Here is a 14,086-nt window from a genome sequence, read left to right as displayed (position 1 = left end):
CAGGGGTGGGATGCGAATCGCTGTCACGCAGCCGCGGGTGCTTGGATGTCGTCGTGACAGAGTCAGTGCAGTCCCACAACCGAGCGTCCGAACCGGCGTCCTTCGCCCACATCAGCCGCGGCTACTACGCCACCATGGTGGCCCTGTTCACCGCGACACTGCTGATCTCGAATATCTGCGCGACCAAGGGGGTCGCGTTCTTCGTCGATCAAAACGTAACGCTCGGACCGTTCCAGGTCCTGCCGATCATCACCGACGGCGGCTTCTTCCTGTTCCCCCTCGCGTACGTCATCGGCGATGTCCTCAGCGAGGTGTACGGCTTCAAGGCCACCCGCCGCGCGATCTACATCGGCTTCGGCGCGCTACTGCTCGCGGCACTGAGCTTCTGGTTCACCCAACAACTGCCGTCGGCCGACTTCTACGAGAACGAGGCCGCATTCGACGCCGTCGTGGGCGTCGTGCCACGGTTGCTGATTGCCGGACTGGCCGGCTACTTCGTCGGGCAGCTACTCAACTCCGCCGTCCTGGTACTCATCAAGGAACGCACCCGAGAGAAGCATCTGTGGGCGCGCCTGATCGGATCGACGGTGGTCGGCGAGTTCGCCGACACCCTCATCTTCTGCTCGATCGCAGCCGGGGCCATCGGCATCTCCACATGGGACGATTTCATCAACTATGTGATCGTCGGCTTCGTGTGGAAGACCCTCGTCGAGATTCTGGTGATGCCCGTGACGTACCGCGCGATTGCGTTCGTCAAGAAGCGCGAGCCCAGCTATGCGCCGGTGGCCGACGGTCTGTTGCCGTAGAACCGGCCGAGCATCTCGCGCTTGTACTCCTCGAAGTACCCGCCGTCGATGCTCTCCCGGATCCGGTCCACCAGGCGCACCGTGAATCGCTCGTTGTGGATGGTGCAGAGCGTCGAGGCCAGCATTTCCTTGGCCTTGAACAGGTGGTGGATGTAGGCCCGGGTGTAGTTGGCGCACGTGTAGCAGTCGCACTCGTCGTCGATCGGGGTGAAGTCTCGGCGGAAGCGAGCGGTGTTGATGTTGAACCGGCCGTCCGGGTGGTAGATCGCGGCGTTGCGGGCGACGCGGGACGGGTTGACACAGTCGAACGTGTCGGCGCCGTTCTCGATCGCGACAAACATGTCGTCGGGCTCGCTGATGCCGAGCATGTGCCGCGGCTTGTGCTCGGGCAACTCCTCGTTGACCCAGCGCACGATGGTGCCCAGATTCTGCTTCTCGAGCGCGCCGCCGATGCCGTAGCCGTCGAAACCGCGTCCGCTCACGCCCGTGATCGACTCGAGGCCGCGGGCCGCCTGACGGCGCAGATCCTCGTACTGCGCACCCTGCACCACACCGAACAGCGCCTGGTACGGACGGTGCGCGCGCTCGGCGGTGAGCTTCTCGTGCTCGGCGATGCACCGCACCGCCCAGTCCTGCGTCCGCTCGACGGACTGCTCCTGGTAGCCGCGAGTGTTCATCAGCGTCGTGAGCTCGTCGAACGCGAACATGATGTCGGCGCCCAACTGGTGCTGGATCTGCATCGACACCTCGGGGGTGAACCGGTGCGCCGAACCATCGAGGTGCGACTTGAACGTGACGCCGTCGTCGTCGACGTGCGCCAGACGCTCCTTACCGACGGCAATGACGTCATCGGACTGCACGCCGACCGCCTCCATCGCGAGCACCTTCTTGAAACCGACGCCCAACGACATCACCTGGAAACCGCCGCTGTCGGTGAACGTGGGCCCGTCCCAGTTCATGAACTTCCCGAGCCCGCCCGCCTCGTCGACGATGTCCGGGCCCGGCTGCAGGTACAGGTGGTACGCGTTGGCGAGCACTGCCTGCGCGCCGAGATCCTTCATCGCTTCGGGCAGCACCGCCTTGACGGTCGCCTTGGTGCCGACCGCGATGAACGCGGGCGTCTGAATGTCGCCGTGCGGGGTGTGCAGGGTGCCGGTCCGCCCGAGCTTGTCAGGCAGGCGCGTACCCACCGTGAAGAACGGATCGGGCGGGGTCGGCAGGGCGTCACTCACGTCGCCATCCTGTCACAACGCCCCCTCCGCCCTGTGCGTGGTTGGCGAGTGCCTACCCTCTCCAAGCACGCACAGGGCGCTAGCCCTTACGCGCGGTGAGCAGCAGATACTCCCAGTCCATCGCGAACGACCCGCCGTCGACGTCGAACTGCCGGGCGAGGTCGGCGAGGGCGCGGTCGAGCGCCGCAACCTTGTCCGGATCGTCGGCAATGGCCTTGTACACCGCGATCGTCGGACCGTAGTTGGCCTTGAAGTAGTCGCGGAACGCCTCGGGGCCGTCGAAACAGTCCACCCGGACAGTGTCTTGCTGTGCCACGACGTCGGTGACCCGGCCCCCGAGTAGCTCACGGACGTGAGGTTCGTCGCCCCATAGTGGCGGCGGCTGCGCCCCGGGTGGAGGAGGTGGCGCGAACGGCTTCATGACCGCGAACATTCGCCCGATGAAGCCGGCGGGTGTCCAGTTCAGCAGACCGATCGGCCCGCCCGGTTTGCACACCCTGACCAGTTCATCGGCGGCCCGCCGGTGATGCGGCGCGAACATCACCCCGACGCACGAGAGCACGACATCGAACTCGTCATCGGCAAACGGCAGCCCCTCGGCATCGCCCTCACGCCAGTCGAGTCGAGCGCCGCGCTTCTCGGCCACTCGGCGGCCCGCGCCGAACAGCTCCGGGGTGAGGTCGGACGCGACAACACGCGCCCCGGTCAACGCCGCGGGGATCGCCGCGTTGCCCGTCCCGGCCGCCACGTCCAGCACCCGCTGCCCGTCGTGCACACCGCACGCCCGGACCAGAACCGCACCCAGATCCGGGATGACGTCAGCCGCAACAGACGGGTAGTCCCCCGACGCCCACACCGCGCGGTGCTTCGCCTTGAGCGCGCGATCTGCTTCCTTCGCTACAAGTGATTCGCTCATAGTTCGAGCGTCCGCTCACCCGGCCCCGAGGACAAGGCCTCCCCCAGGTTCAGCTCTCTCCCACACGCCGACAAAGGCTGGGCACAAGAAGCATCCTCAGTGGGTTCAGCGCTATGCCCCTGTCATCGAGGCGGGCCGACACCGTCCTCGATTCTGCGTCTGACGACGTGAACCCACGGATCGGGCGCACCGTCCTTGTCTCGGACGATGCACTCGCGGATCTGGACCGAGACCGCCAGCGGGGCGATGACGGCCAGACCGCAACCCGGCAACCCTCCTCACACCTGAGATCCGGCGACACGCCCGTTGACGGCTCTCGTCAACGGGTAAGCGCTGGGATGACATGCGTCTTGCGGAGCGCTACGAATGGCAGACGCAGTGTGACGGTGCCGACAACCTGAGGCGACAGGGTCATCAGCAGCTCACGAACACGCGGATCCGCAGTCACCAAAGTGGTTGTGCCCATTGCCGTGTCTACCAAACTCAGCAAGCTTGCATCGACATCCATCTCCTCGATGAGCTGCTCCAGGTTTTCGAGCAGATCCTCCCGATCGAGCAGATTGCTCGCGCCGTCAGCTTCGAGTTGGGAGACGGCGATCTGGCCGAACGAGCCGTCGATCACCTTGATGTCTTGCTGTACTGCTTCTTTGGTAGGCAAGGACAGAAACGTCTGACGCCAGATGCGCATCTTGCTGGTGAGTGCTTCGACCTGTGCACCCCGACCCGATGCCGCCACCAGGCCCTCGAACGAAGCGCGATCTCGGGCCGTCACCGATGGTGCCGCAAAGTCGAGTGTGTTCGAAGCGATTGCACAGGCAAGAAGGACGGCGTGTTCAGCCGTTAGACCCTCGAGCCCGGCTTCACTACGCGCTGCGATGCGTTCCGCCACGAGCGTGGCGGCCGCTCCCACGAGCTCATTCTGAATGTCCGCGTGAGGAAATGCACTTGCGTCGCCATCGGGGTGATGATCGATCACGACGGATACGGCTGTCAGATCGTCGACGTGTGGAAGTTGGGCACGATGATGACAGTCCACCAAGACGACGTCGTCCCATCGAAGGCCATTCACTTCCTCCAACAGACCTGGCTCGCTCATCCGGAGCTCCGCCAGCACACCGCGGGTCTCCATGTTCAGGCTGCCCGCGAACCGCGGCAGCACATCGCCACTGGCTAGATACTCCGAGTAGACGATTGCAGATGCAACCCCGTCAAGATCAGGGTTCTTGTACGTCGTTACGATCTTCATGCTTCAGACGCCTCCTGGTGGACGACGATCTCCTCGTCATATGTGTTGATAGCGAGCCGATCCGCCCGATCGATCAGCGAGTCGATGGCCTTGGCTGGAAGCGTGACGGCAGCCAGCCCGCGCTCCCTGAGCACCACTGGCAGATGGGCGAGTAGTGATGCTCTCTCGAAGATGAAGCCACTCGAAGGATGCGCAGCACGAACGAGTGGCAACAGGTCGATCGATGCTTGGCGCGCGATGTAAACGGTCGGACCCAATGCCGCGCCGCCGTTCAGGGCGGTGTCGTACAGGTGGGCATTGAGATCGTCATGAACAGCATCCACTCGAAGATCGACCAGGCGACCCATCGCTCGTCCCGCCGATACGACTCCCCGTTCAATGTCTGCTACGGAGAAGACGTCGACCTCGCTGTCACTCTCGGCCACATCGATCATGTAGGGCTCCAACTCGTTTCCTGCACTTCCCAGGAGCCCGAACTCCAAGGCAACGGCCGGGCGTCGATCAAGAATCGGCAGCATGGCGCGGACGAGACGTTGAAGATCGGAGTCCGCGAGCACTAGTTGTTCGTACGGAGGGCTCTCGACTATGACGTGGCCGTTCAGGAAGTGGTACGCCTTGCTTTGCGGTACTTCGTCACGAAGCGTGACCGAAAGGTCTTGCGTGAGTGCATAGGTAGATGTCTGGATGTAACCCTTGGGCACGAAGTGACCGAGAGCAGCCTCCACGAGGTAGCCATCGGGGGTTCGACGAAGAATCCCAGTCGCGTAGGCGTGCAGAATCTCTTGCTCGATCACACATGCCACTGGTCCGTGCTCGAGGCCCATCCCGAGAGTACGTGCAATCGACTGAGCAGCACCGGCTTGGGGAGGATATTGTCGAATCGCGTAGCGCTGGCATCCTCGCACAAAGAACTCGACGTCGGTCGCGCAGTCTTTCGTGAACTCGCGCACAATCTTTCCCTCGACCCGAGCTGGATGCAGGAGTACCACACTGCGCCCCGCCGAGTGGTCGCTCGCCAGGAAGGGACTGACCGTTGGAATGCCCGACGTCCCGGTGGCCAGGATCGCCCGGGCACGAGCCATGGGGACACCCAGACGAGTCGCCTCCGAACGGAGCCATAGTTTGCTATGCGACGCAATGCCAGCCGGAAGACTGGCGAACGCGCCGACCGTATCGAGGTCGGTGACGCCGGGTATCGGCAGGACAATCGGCCGAAGCTGTAGGAGCACAAGTGTTTCAGATTCGGTGACCGACCACTCCACGTCCACAGGCTGTCCCACGAGGTCTTCGAGCTTGCGGAGGATGTCTGCAAGTTCGCGCAGGAGTCCGACACCAAGAGGCCACTCGCCCGAGGACACGGCGCCGTCCTGCAGGCGCACCTCGACGTCATTACCGATCGCCGTACCGCTGACCAAACCCTCGCCGAGTCCGCGCACCCAGGACACAACTGCTACATCGCGGGCGAGCGTGACCGGGTGGCAAGAAAATGCAACTCCCGACACGATCGGTCTGTCGACCATCTCCTGAATGACTACCCCCATAGGCATCTCGCCAGCACCACTCATACGCACCTCATCGATGGATGCGAGTAGGTTACGGAGACCTCGGACGCCGAGGTTCGTCTTGAAATGACCTGCATACGAGCCGGTATGGGTGTCTTCGGCCAGTCCGGAACTCCTCACTGCATAGGCAAGTTCAGAATTGATGCCCGACAGAACGGGTACTTCATCGGGGGCGAGCGCGAGGGCTCCAGGGACGACAAAACCTTGCTCCATCAAACGGCTGAGGTAGTGAGCTTTCCAACCGTAGATGGAGGGATCGGCAATCCGGGTGGCGAGATCGAGCATGGTCATACCCTCAGGGAATCGATCAGGTTGTTCTCGGCGATGTAGCTCGAAACTCCTGACGGAACGAGGTGCTCCCACGGCTCTCCGTCACGGATCGCGTTGCGCACGAACGTCCCCGAGGTGAATCGTTCGTCGTACGTCCGCCTCCAGAGTGTGGTCGTCGGGTACCCGAGCGCTGCGATCTCCCGGGCCTTCTGCTCACCCCACTCGTCGTAGACCGTCACGAAGAACTCCGACTTCGCCGAGCTCGGGAGATAGACCGTAAGCCGATCAGGATCGGTGATGGGAGCCGCCATCAGACAGAAGGTGTCTGCATCCCATCCAAGTTCCAACAGGGCCCGTTCGATCATGAGATGACGGTCGATGTATGTGAACGGGTTGTTCTCGGCCAGCGAGCGCTTCGCATCCGCCTCACTGATAGTCGCCTTGGACGTGTCTGGATTGGTGATGCCGATGAACAGCCGCTCGCATCGAGCTTTGGCGGCCTGGAGGTACTCCACATGGCCGTGATGAAGTGGCTGGAAACGTCCCAGGACAATGCCGTACGGAGTCATCGAACAAATCTCCTTGAAGGTTGTTGTGGAGTCGGTCGTTGTGGCGCCGGAGGAAGCTTCAGATCCTGTGCGGTCGACCATCGTTCTTCGAAGTAGAGGCGGAACGCTTCAGACAGCGGGTACGGGGCCAGCGGATCCAGCATGATGTGGGGCGCATCCCAGCCGTACTTGCTTGTCGAATATCTCTCCGCATCAAGGGCATAGGGCGAGAAGGTGACGAAATCGTCGTCGATCACAACGATCCGAAATGCCGGTAGGGAGTTGACGACCCTGACCTGAAACGATCGATGCCGTCGCACGAGTCGCTGAAGATGTGGGACCGAGTCTGCACTCAGCCGCCCGCCGCGCAGCTGGTACAGCTGCTGATATGCCTCGCCTTCGGGATCGATGATCAGGAACCTCACATCACCCTCTTCACCATCGAGCTTGCTCAGCAGAGCATCGAACTCGCTCCGGATACCGGCCTCGGCCACCCATTTCGACGCCAGCACGCCGGAGAAGTAGAGCCGGCGTTCAGTGCGTTCGATGCACTCAGCGGGTTCAACTTCCTCTCCGCGCAGCTTCAACAGCGAGGTGATGCCGAGGACGCGGGCGATCTCGTGAATCGGGTCGTCCTCGGCGTACTCGAGCGGGGTGTGCAAGGGGTGGGAGCGGTGTGGATCCCAGGGTGTGTTCGCCACCTTGGCACTCGGCGGCGCGAGTTCCTCGAGGTCCTTGGGAAAGGACATGCGCTCCTGCCGGTAGAAGGACTGAACCAGCTCCCACGCGTTACGGTGTTGCCGAAGATCACCGGACAGTTGTGCCGCTTGGAGCAAACGGGGAAACACCTCTTCCGGGGGATCCGGATCGCGGGCGATCTTGAACAGTCCCTTGAGTAGGTCGAGCCCAGTCTGCTTCGTCGGAGTGATGAGCATGCGGCAGTCCGCAAGCATCAGCTGAACGGAACTCCAGTGCTGCACCCACTCAGAGACGATGTCCTCGAGTTCCATCGCCCAGCTTTGGTGCTGCGGAGGGACCTGCTCCATTGCAAACCCCGACAATCCCATTGACGGGTTGCCGTCATAGAGCTGATCGATCTCCTGCAGCTCCGGAAAAATCTTCTCGGCCAGGTCACGATCGATCGTTTCTGCGCCGTCGATACATGCACTGATCACCTTCAGCTTCGTCTCGATCAGGGCCGCGTCCGTGGCTGTCCGATCGCCGCGGTACTCCATGAAGCCACCTTTACGGTCCACCGACTTGCTGCCCAAAGCTGCCCGTAGCTCACCCACGTAGCGCCCGATGCTGGACTTCGCCACCCCCATGACCACATGGGCACCGTCAATCGGAACCTTGGGGTTTGGCGAAAGCAGCAGGAGGCGTAGGAGTACGCCTGCTGTCGCCTTGACCGACTCGGTGCCCCCTGCTGGATGTGGGACAGACGGATCGCTCGTACAGATCTTGATCACCGACGCCTGCTCCTCTCCTCGCGAACCCTCCACACGCTTGGGGCCGAGCGTACGAGTGCTCGGTGACAGAAATGTGATCAATCACGGATTCATCTCGAACGAGCGTCACAGACGCGGCACGAGCCCACCATCGCCACCGAACTTTCTGGTCACACCACGCTCGCTACAACGGAGTCCCGACCAGAGAGAGGTCCAGATGATGCTCAGGAAGATTCCGGCGACCAAACCGGTTGCGCCGCACATCGAGGCACTCGCCGGCAATACCAGGTGGCGTGTCACCGCAGCCGTTGCGCAGCCGAAGATCGACGGTGCGTCGCCGAAGGTGCCGCCGAGGGGGCACGATGCCGAATCCGAGACGGCGCGCTCGCAGAACGGTCCGGTGGACGTCGAGGTACACCTCGATCGCGCACTGGAGACCGACGCCTACACCGGCATCTCAGGGACCAGCTTCGAGGATCTGCCGCTCACGTCCGCCGCGGATGTCAAGGCCGCCCCGGCGCGCTACATGACGCCGCTACACACGCCGGCGATGCGTGTCGGCACCTCGGGTAGCACCGGCAGCCCGACGGTCGTCTACCGCTCACGCGACGAGGTCGAGGAGAACGCGAAGGGGATCGCCGAGCGCTGGTCGACGCTGTTGCCTAACGGCCCGCATCGCGTGGCCAGCCTCCTTGACCACAACCGCTCCGCTGCCGGCCTCCTGGTCGAACACATCATGTACACCCTCGACGCTGTCACAGCCCGTCTGATGCCCTACACACCTTCTGGCCCCAACTGGATGCAGTTCGCAGAGGCCGTGACGGAGTTCAGCCCGACCGTGATCATCGCCACGCCCGGCGTTCTACTCGACGCTGAACACGAACTGCGCGCCCTCGGCGTCTTCGACGAGATCCGCTCTACTGCAACGACGTTGCTGACGTTGGGGGCCACCAACACCCCGGCCATGCGGCGCCGTTTGGGCCGTTCGTGGCAGGCACTTGTGGTCGACGGCTCCTTCGGCGGCACCGAGTGCGGCACCATCGCAACCGGGTGCCGTCTCGGCAACCTTCACTCGATGGTCGGCCGCGGTACCTACGAGGTCCTCATCGAGGACGGCTCGCTCGTGCCGCTGGCGGCCGGCGTCCGCGGCGAGCTGGTCGTCACACCGACGCTCTTCCGCCACTTTGTCTTGATCAGATACGTCACGGGCGATCGGGTCGATGCCCTCTCCTGCCCGTGCGGCCTCGACGGCGTGGCCTTCAAAGTGCTCGGCCGCCTGGACGACCGCATCCGGATCCACGGCCACTGGATCGAGCAGGCCGGGATCGAGCAGACGGTTTTCGCCGACCCGGCGGTCGAGGACTACCAGCTCGTCGCCGATCTCGATGACAATCTGACACGCATCGAGATCAGCCTCTTGCCAGGCTCTTCGCCGGCAGGGAGCACTATCGCCGCGACCATCGAGACGAAGCTGGGGGTCGACACCGCCGTCGTGGATGCGGTATCGCCGATCGCGCGTACTGCCGGCGTCGTGAAGTCGTGGGCTCGGACGCGAGTTCGTCGCGAGGTGATCCGATGATCCCGACCTCGCTCCGCGCGGATGCGCCCCGACATGCGGTAGACCTTGCGGATCTGGCGGTCACCGGCGGTGGATTCCGCAGTAACCAGCTCGATCTGTTCGCTTCGCACAGCGCGACGGCCGCCCTTTCGGACATTCAGCATCGACCGGCATCACACCTCATGACCGCCCGCGCTGTGCTCAGCCGAGCCTCGGCTCGGGGCATGGGCGAGACCATAGGAGCGCAGGAGGATGCCTGGTCGACGACCTACGGGTCGGGCATCCTCTTCAACCTCGGGTACGTGGCGCCGCCGGCCTGGGCATCGTTTTTGTCTTCGCTGGAGCAGAACGGCGGTTACGCCATGTTCCCTGGAGGAAAACCTGACGCCTGGGCGACGGGGTTCGCCGCGCTTGCCCAAGCGCGCTACGACCCGACGTCCGTGAGGAAGGCGCCGCTGGCTCGCTGGATCGGTTCTGCCCAAGCCTCCGACGGTGGCATCACCTGGACGCCCGAGCAGGCCCGTCGCGGTTCAGGGGACGTACGCGCAACTGGTTTCTGCGTCGAAGCCCTCCGGCAGGTTGCTGCCGTTCCCCTTCTCGCCGGCTACGCCGACATCGAGGCGCTCGCGACATTCGTGATCGGCCAGCAGATCGATGCTGGGGGCTTTGCGCTCGACTCGCACAGCGCACCGTGTATGTGGGGTACCGGCGAGGCGGTGGCCGTCCTCGACGCCCTCGAGATCCCGATCCCGAACCGGACCTCCGTGATCGAGTTCGTCATGGCCCACTTCGACGAAGCCACCGGCGGTTTCCGTCGCGGACCGGCCTACCACACGCAAGCGGATGTCTGGGCAACCAGGCAGGCGGTACGGGTACTACGGGTCGTTGCCCCGGACCGACTCGCCACGCTGGCACCTCGGGTCGTCTCGTTCGTCGAATCCTGCGAGCTTCCGCACGGCGGCTACACGTATACCAACGTCACCGACGCCGGAGACGTGCTGTCGACGTCGGCAGCACTGCTCGCCGGCTACGGCACCAGCCAGACGGCCGATTGGATCGCGTCCTGCATGATGCCGGATGACGACGGCTTCGCGTACATGCCGGGACGTGGGGCTGAAGCACGCACCTCCCAGTGGGCGACCGCCGCGCTCGACGCGGCCGGTATCTCCTACAACGCCGACGCGCTGCTCACCTGGGCGTCGCGAATGCAGAATCTCGACGGCGGATTCGGCCGCTGGGCCGGGCGGGTCAGCGAGCCGGTCTCGACTGCAGCGGTGGTCGCGACCTTGGCCCGCACCGACATGCTCGGTAGCTTCCCCGGTCTCGGCGCCCTGGCCAACTGGGTGGGCAACGCTATCGAGGGTCTCGATGACAGTCGACCAGTTGACGCCGTGACTACCGCCAATCTGGTCCGCGCCGCGAATGCCATCACCGGCGCATCGGACGCGTCCATCGACATCACCCCATGCCTGAGCATCATCCGGGGTCTGCGTGTCGACGGTGCGTTTCGACGTAGTACGCGTGCGGTGCCGGACCTCGCCACCACCTATGCGGTGCTGGTTGCCCATCAGTCGATGGGAGACGAAGACAGCTTGCCTGCCGCCCGCAGCTGGCTCAACCACCTGACCGTGCACCCGAACGGTGTGGCCTGGAGTCCCGCTAGCTCAGAGGGTGGCGGCCTGCTGGCAACCGCGCTCGCCGCCCTCATCGCCAACGCGGCTGACGGCGCCCGGCTCCCGGATCTCAGCCTGTAGCACCGACATCCCGGAACCGTTCCGGGGCAACGATCGAGAGGAAGAAGAACATGACCACCCAGAACATCCCGTCCGGCAATTCCCGCGTCATCGTCGTGACCGGCGCCAGCAGCGGTATCGGCAAGCAGATCGCCATCACGATGTCGCCGACCGGTGACCTCGCCCTGATCGCCCGCCGCAAGGACCGTCTCGATGAGCTCGCTGCCGATCTCCCCGGCAAGGCCACGGTTCACCCGGCCGATCTGACCGATCCCGAGCAGGTGGCCGAGGCCGCCGCCGAGATCAAGGAGCGTCACGGAGAGATCGACATCCTGATCAATTGCGCAGGGGCTCGCCCCGACCGCGTGCTCACATCCATGGAGTACGCGGATGTCGTCAACTTGTGGGACCAGCAAGTCCTCCTCAACCTGACCTCCGCCGCCTACACGAGCTTCGCGTTCGCTCCGTTCCTGCGCCGCAACGGCGGACGGATCATCAACATCTCCAGCATCGCGGCCGTCACGGGCGGGCGCCGCCCAGGATCAACGGCCTACGCGGCTGCCAAGGCCGGCGTCCACGGCCTGACGCTAGGGCTGTCCCGCGAGTTGGCCGAGCAGGGCATCACCGTCAACACCGTTGCCCCCGGCTTCATCGCCGACACCGAGTTCACCGGCGCCTGGGGACCGGAGATCACCGGCCCACTGATCGCCGAGACTCCGGTCGGCCGTGCCGGGACGGTCCACGACATCGCCGACGCCGTCGCTTTCCTCGCTTCCGCCGAGGCCTCATTCATCACCGGAGCCAACCTGGGCGTCAACGGCGGCACTCGTTAATGGAGAAGTCAAAAGGAGAAACAGCCATGCCACGAATCGAAGTTGTCACATCGATCCACAACCAGCAGCAACACCGCCGCGTCCAGGGCGCGATCACCAGCTTGTTCGCTGACGAGGGGATGTCAGCCGAGCATGTGTCCACCGAGTTCCGCCCGATACAGCACACGCTCATCTACGCCGGGCAGAAGTCGCTCGACGAAGTGCTCGGCAAGCACGACTTCGCGCTCCTGCGGGTCTACATCTCGACTCGCCGCAGCCAGGAGTTCCGGGACAAGTTCGTCGGCACCATCGTCCGCGTGTTCGAGGACCTCGGCGTCGGGTCGTCGAATGTAGCGATCGACTTCGTTCCGCGCGAGGCCGTCGACGCCTACATCGGCACGGTGTCGATGGGAGCCACGCGGATACCGCGCGGACCCGTCCCGGTCGCCGCCCCGGTCGCCGCCGAGGACATGCCCACCGGAGCGAAGCCGAGGGCCGACACGGTCGAGGAGGACGTCCGCGAGCTACTGGCGCGCTTCTGGGGAGGGCATGTTCGCTCGGCCCTGCCGAACAGCACGCTCCTCGCCTTGGTCCCCAACCCAATGGGGTGGAACTCGCTGGCGAAGGCGGAGATCGCTACCAACCTGGAGTCGTGGCTGGGCCTGCCGTTCAACACCCTCGACGTCGGCACCGAGCGGGTCAAGCAGATGTTCGGCGACACAGTCACTCTCGGCCACCTGGTCGACACCCTCACCACGCTGGCGGGAGGTGTGGAATGACGACCGTGGCCACGGCGGTGGCACTCGAGTCGGCGTCCAATCTCGGCTCGGTTTGGACCACCGACTTCCGCCACCTGCTCGACGGCGAACTCGAGCACCTGCTCGCCAGCGTCGATGAGGTGGGATTCACCACGTCCGGAACTTCGAGCAGCCCGGTCACCTGGGCACGCGATGCGCGGCAGCTGTCTCTGGAAGCGGCCACCACGGTGGACGTGCTCGGCGACGACCACGATGCCGTCTACTCCACCGTCCCGCCTGAATCGCTGTACGGATACGTCGCGATCCTCGTCGCCGCGAAACTGAAAATCCCGTACCGGTTCGACCGGTGGGGCACGCGCCGGCTCCCGCTCGTCGGGAACCAGCCCTTGGTCTTCTCGATTCCGCCGTCGTGGAACACCCTGCCGGCGACGTTGACCGATTTCTTCGAGAGCAGGAACACACCGTCGAAGGATCCGGCGGTCACGGTTGTCCACGCCGGGGCTCGACTGCCCAGACTCGCCGACGAGACCGTGCAGGCGATGCAGTGTCGCGGTCGCCGCATCACCGGCGTGGAGCTCTTCGGCGCCTCGGAGACAGGCGTCGTCGCTGCGCGCGAGTTCACGACCATGCGCGAGACGCCATGGGTCGTCGTCCCCGACGTCGAAGTGGTCCCGAACGACCAGAGTTCCGTACATGGTCGCGAACTCGACGATGCCATCCACCTACTCACGGTCTGCAGCGCCCGCGTCGGCCGCCGTGTCGAGTCGGCGGCACCGGCAAACGCGGTAACGACAGGCGACCTCATCTGCGGCATGGACAGGGGGACCATGCGCATCGTCGGTCGAGCCAGCCGCCGGGTGAAGCCGGGAGGAAGCTGGGTGGACCTCGATCACCTCGACGGCCAACTTCGTGAGCTTCTTCCCGGACTCAATTTCGTGACGACTCCGATCGATGACCCGCTCTGGGGCGAGCACATCGAACTGATCGTCGACGCCCGGGGTGGAGACGACGCCGGTGATCTTCATCAGCACTTACGGCTGCATAGCGACCGCATCGACATCGTGCCGATCCGCGTCCGGACCGATGTCGTCCTCGACTGGTCGCCCATGGGCAAGGTCCGCGTGACAAAGGCGAATCAGTTCATTCCGACCATCCCCGAGCCCTACTCGGTCCCGAACCGTGCCGCATAGGGCGCCG

12 protein-coding genes are annotated in these 14,086 nt (G+C 64.3%); 6 read left to right on the top strand and 6 right to left on the bottom strand.

Going from position 1 to position 14,086, the window contains the following annotated elements; all coding sequences use genetic code 11:
* Positions 1-53: 53 nt before the first annotated feature.
* Complete coding sequence (locus tag ERC79_RS13655; RefSeq protein WP_207390325.1) at positions 54-806, top strand: queuosine precursor transporter; 753 nt, start codon at positions 54-56, stop codon at positions 804-806.
* On the opposite strand, the gene tgt is transcribed toward ERC79_RS13655, so the two are convergent.
* The 6 genes from tgt to ERC79_RS13625 form a co-directional block, all read right to left on the bottom strand.
* Positions 773-2,038 (bottom strand): tRNA guanosine(34) transglycosylase Tgt, encoded by a 1,266-nt coding sequence (tgt, locus tag ERC79_RS13650; protein WP_207390324.1) that lies wholly within the window; start codon positions 2,036-2,038, stop codon positions 773-775. The two genes, ERC79_RS13655 and tgt, sit on opposite strands and share 34 nt — an antisense overlap.
* Before the next feature lie 79 nt (positions 2,039-2,117).
* Positions 2,118-2,954: a class I SAM-dependent methyltransferase gene (locus ERC79_RS13645; RefSeq protein ID WP_131578929.1), complete on the bottom strand. Its 837-nt coding sequence runs from the start codon at positions 2,952-2,954 to the stop codon at positions 2,118-2,120.
* 319 nt (positions 2,955-3,273) lie between these two features.
* Positions 3,274-4,200: a DHH family phosphoesterase gene (locus ERC79_RS13640; RefSeq protein WP_131578927.1), complete on the bottom strand. Its 927-nt coding sequence runs from the start codon at positions 4,198-4,200 to the stop codon at positions 3,274-3,276.
* Positions 4,197-6,053, bottom strand: a complete 1,857-nt coding sequence (locus tag ERC79_RS13635) for a PEP/pyruvate-binding domain-containing protein (protein WP_131578925.1) — start codon at positions 6,051-6,053, stop codon at positions 4,197-4,199. The genes ERC79_RS13640 and ERC79_RS13635 overlap by 4 nt, the downstream gene beginning before the upstream one ends.
* The gene (locus ERC79_RS13630; RefSeq protein WP_165497122.1) at positions 6,050-6,601 is read right to left on the bottom strand and encodes an adenylyltransferase/cytidyltransferase family protein; all 552 of its coding nucleotides are present in this window, start codon (positions 6,599-6,601) and stop codon (positions 6,050-6,052) included. Before ERC79_RS13630 ends, ERC79_RS13635 begins: the two co-directional genes overlap by 4 nt.
* Positions 6,598-7,905 (bottom strand): hypothetical protein, encoded by a 1,308-nt coding sequence (locus tag ERC79_RS13625; protein ID WP_131578920.1) that lies wholly within the window; start codon positions 7,903-7,905, stop codon positions 6,598-6,600. Before ERC79_RS13625 ends, ERC79_RS13630 begins: the two co-directional genes overlap by 4 nt.
* A gap of 340 nt (positions 7,906-8,245) precedes the next feature.
* Here ERC79_RS13625 and ERC79_RS13620 point away from each other — a divergent pair, with 340 nt between their 5' ends.
* From ERC79_RS13620 to ERC79_RS13600, 5 genes are read left to right on the top strand one after another with little or no spacing between them, the layout of a single operon-like run.
* Positions 8,246-9,607: an AMP-binding protein gene (locus ERC79_RS13620; RefSeq protein WP_165497121.1), complete on the top strand. Its 1,362-nt coding sequence runs from the start codon at positions 8,246-8,248 to the stop codon at positions 9,605-9,607.
* On the top strand, positions 9,604-11,340 hold the full coding sequence (locus ERC79_RS13615; protein WP_131578915.1) for a prenyltransferase/squalene oxidase repeat-containing protein: 1,737 nt from the start codon (positions 9,604-9,606) through the stop codon (positions 11,338-11,340). The genes ERC79_RS13620 and ERC79_RS13615 overlap by 4 nt, the downstream gene beginning before the upstream one ends.
* Before the next feature lie 50 nt (positions 11,341-11,390).
* Positions 11,391-12,152, top strand: a complete 762-nt coding sequence (locus ERC79_RS13610) for an SDR family NAD(P)-dependent oxidoreductase (protein ID WP_131578913.1) — start codon at positions 11,391-11,393, stop codon at positions 12,150-12,152.
* 26 nt (positions 12,153-12,178) lie between these two features.
* Positions 12,179-12,910 (top strand): hypothetical protein, encoded by a 732-nt coding sequence (locus tag ERC79_RS13605; protein WP_131578911.1) that lies wholly within the window; start codon positions 12,179-12,181, stop codon positions 12,908-12,910.
* Complete coding sequence (locus ERC79_RS13600; RefSeq protein ID WP_131578909.1) at positions 12,907-14,079, top strand: hypothetical protein; 1,173 nt, start codon at positions 12,907-12,909, stop codon at positions 14,077-14,079. Before ERC79_RS13605 ends, ERC79_RS13600 begins: the two co-directional genes overlap by 4 nt.
* Positions 14,080-14,086 lie beyond the last annotated feature (7 nt).

The sequence above is a fragment of the Rhodococcus sp. ABRD24 genome (genome assembly GCF_004328705.1).
Taxonomy (GTDB): Bacteria; Actinomycetota; Actinomycetes; order Mycobacteriales; family Mycobacteriaceae; genus Prescottella.
The sequence above is the reverse complement of the archived record's forward strand: the minus strand, read 5'-3'. Positions and strand labels throughout refer to the sequence as shown.

Bases quoted from the DNA above. Each gene is read 5' to 3' on its own strand.
- ERC79_RS13645 (WP_131578929.1), bottom strand. From the start codon at position 2,954: ATGAGCGAATCACTTGTAGCGAAGGAAGCAGATCGCGCGCTCAAGGCG.
- ERC79_RS13640 (WP_131578927.1), bottom strand. From the start codon at position 4,200: ATGAAGATCGTAACGACGTACAAGAACCCTGATCTTGACGGGGTTGCA.
- ERC79_RS13635 (WP_131578925.1), bottom strand. From the start codon at position 6,053: ATGACCATGCTCGATCTCGCCACCCGGATTGCCGATCCCTCCATCTAC.
- ERC79_RS13630 (WP_165497122.1), bottom strand. From the start codon at position 6,601: ATGACTCCGTACGGCATTGTCCTGGGACGTTTCCAGCCACTTCATCAC.
- ERC79_RS13625 (WP_131578920.1), bottom strand. From the start codon at position 7,905: ATGGGGGTGGCGAAGTCCAGCATCGGGCGCTACGTGGGTGAGCTACGG.
- ERC79_RS13620 (WP_165497121.1), top strand. From the start codon at position 8,246: ATGATGCTCAGGAAGATTCCGGCGACCAAACCGGTTGCGCCGCACATC.
- ERC79_RS13615 (WP_131578915.1), top strand. From the start codon at position 9,604: ATGATCCCGACCTCGCTCCGCGCGGATGCGCCCCGACATGCGGTAGAC.
- ERC79_RS13610 (WP_131578913.1), top strand. From the start codon at position 11,391: ATGACCACCCAGAACATCCCGTCCGGCAATTCCCGCGTCATCGTCGTG.
- ERC79_RS13605 (WP_131578911.1), top strand. From the start codon at position 12,179: ATGCCACGAATCGAAGTTGTCACATCGATCCACAACCAGCAGCAACAC.
- ERC79_RS13600 (WP_131578909.1), top strand. From the start codon at position 12,907: ATGACGACCGTGGCCACGGCGGTGGCACTCGAGTCGGCGTCCAATCTC.